This window comes from Tsuneonella sp. HG222 (assembly GCF_053819185.1).
This window is the reverse complement of sequence record NZ_JBSOQZ010000006.1, coordinates 1-598: the sequence shown is the minus strand read 5'-3', so window position 1 is coordinate 598 and position 598 is coordinate 1. Positions and strand designations below refer to the sequence as shown.

Genomic DNA, 598 nt, shown 5'->3' with positions numbered 1-598 from the left:
GGCACGCCCTACGTCAGCACGTTCGGCACGCTGACCCTGAACGCCGACGGCAGCTACAGCTACACGCCCAAGACGACCGTTCCGGCCGGCTCGGTCGACGTGTTCACCTATACGCTGATCGATGCCGACGGCGATCCCGACACCGCCGAACTCAGGTTCACGTTCGCGGGCGACAACAGCAAGGCCACCGCGACCAGCGCGGCGGCGGCGACGAGCGACGTGGCGGGCGACGCCGATCCTGGCTCGAACGTCAACGCGTTCACGCCGCAGGTATCGAGCGGGACGCTGGCGATTGCCTACGGCTCCGACGGGTTCGGCTCGTTCAATGCAAGCTACGACGGCGCGCTGGGCGCGGCGGTCAAGACCTCGGCGGCGGGGGTGACCACGTTCACCGCGGCGAGCTGGACGCTGACCATCAACGAGACCACCGGGGCCTACACGTTCACCCAGACGGCGCCCTATGCGCACGATGCGGGCGCCAGCTCGGACAGCGGGATCGTCACGGTCAGCGTGGCCGACAGCGACGACGCGGCGCCGACCACGGTGACCCTGACCCTGAGCATTGCCGACGACGTGCCGCTGGCGGTCAACGACGGGC

Annotated in this window: 1 protein-coding gene; it reads left to right on the top strand. The window is 69.4% G+C overall.

Annotated features, from left to right (window positions below; genetic code table 11):
• Window positions 1-598 (top strand): Ig-like domain-containing protein (locus ACWPMZ_RS16520; protein WP_455705187.1); only part of this gene is annotated, 598 nt, incomplete at both ends.